Consider the following 1,424-nt stretch of genomic DNA (forward strand, 5'->3'; position numbering starts at 1 on the left):
AAGAGCGTCTGCGATTCGTTGAAATCGTTGTTGGCGTATTCCCGGTTGTCGAAGCGGGTCGCGAAGTCGGCGCCGACGATCAGATTCTGTGCGCTGAGGCTTCCTCCCGCGGCAAGGGCGGCGAACGATAGCATCAAGACTTTTTTGAGTGACATAATTCTTTTGAATTGAGACCCCAAAAATAGGTAAAATATTTATTATTTGACTACTTTTGATGTCAAAAGTGCTAATCTAATCTAACTATATGATAGACAGTATATGACAAAAGTCGAGGTAATGATTTGTTAACTCTGAAGGCCGTGTCCTTTGCATTCATTAGCTTTTCAAAGACTCTTATGCAAAGATAAAAAATAGCCGATAAAAAAGCAAATGAGAATTCTCTCATTTGCTTTTTCTCTACTTAGGCGTTCCAGCTATCAACGGTTATATTCTATCTGATTGTTACGCAAGATGTCAAGAAAATGCGTCCCGCAACTTGCGGTTGATGAGCGTATGGTGGCACTGTTCCGGATTATTGATCCGGACATTGAAAGTTCTGGAAAGCACATCGACGAGTGTCGCCAGATCGATCCGCGTGCCGTCGATGCGGCGTATGGCTCCAGAGAGATGCAGTGCCGTTTTCAGTTCCATGATATCCGTAGGCGTGAATTGTTCGGAGAGGAACAGCGGCGATTTAGGGACTTCGACCGATACCGGGGCGGCGATGGACGGATAACGAAGCCGGGTAAAGACTAAACGGATCTCGAAATTCGTCAGCAGAAGCTCCGATTTGAGCAGCGACGCTTGCGGAGATTCCTTCTCAAACAATCCGCGCTTGCAACCGCATCAGGCGGGATTGGAGGCGGGCAAGTTCGTGCAGCAGGTCAAGGGGCGATTTACAGGATTGAGCCGTAAGACCGTGCAGCAGGTCGATGAACTTTTCATAAGCCGCATGAAAGGCTGTGCACTCCGCATCCGACAATCGACGGTTAAGCAGTGTGTCAAGCATGACGATAAATTGATTTTTGTCCAAGTTCTTCCGAGAGCGGGATTAAACAGCCGTAACGATTCGATTTATCGGATCGTTACAGTTTTTATATAAATAACAGGTGACGAGAAGGCAACGGTTTTTTGTCAGTATCTTGCACTAATTTTCTTTACTTCAAATAACCATTGCAAAAGTACAAAAAATTGGAATAATTAGAAACACTTGATATATCATAATTTAGTACGATATTATCATTTCAATCTATCCAGCCCTCTTTCTCATCGTCTTTGGTCACCGGCGTCCGGCGGATAACCCACCACAGGAAATTATAAAACAGAGCGAGGAATACCGCCCAAAGAAGTAGCCATTTCATAATAAACATATCATTACACCCAAAACAGTGTCCACGACCTAATGCGCTATGGACTTAGGCTTTAACAGATGGCTGTATACCTGC

General features: G+C 44.7%; 2 protein-coding genes. Both read right to left on the reverse strand.

What is annotated here, in order from left to right:
- Positions 1–453 precede the first annotated feature (453 nt).
- A complete protein-coding gene (locus QVP03_RS11585; RefSeq protein WP_229111624.1) occupies positions 454–807 on the reverse strand; it encodes an RteC domain-containing protein in 354 nt (117 codons plus the stop codon).
- On the reverse strand, positions 800–988 hold the full coding sequence (locus tag QVP03_RS11590) for a hypothetical protein (protein ID WP_022333576.1): 189 nt from the start codon (positions 986–988) through the stop codon (positions 800–802). Before QVP03_RS11590 ends, QVP03_RS11585 begins: the two co-directional genes overlap by 8 nt.
- Between the last annotated feature and the right edge of the window lie 436 nt (positions 989–1,424).

The sequence above is a fragment of the Alistipes sp. CAG:29 genome, from assembly GCF_000435435.1.
Taxonomy (GTDB): domain Bacteria; phylum Bacteroidota; class Bacteroidia; order Bacteroidales; family Rikenellaceae; genus Alistipes; species Alistipes onderdonkii.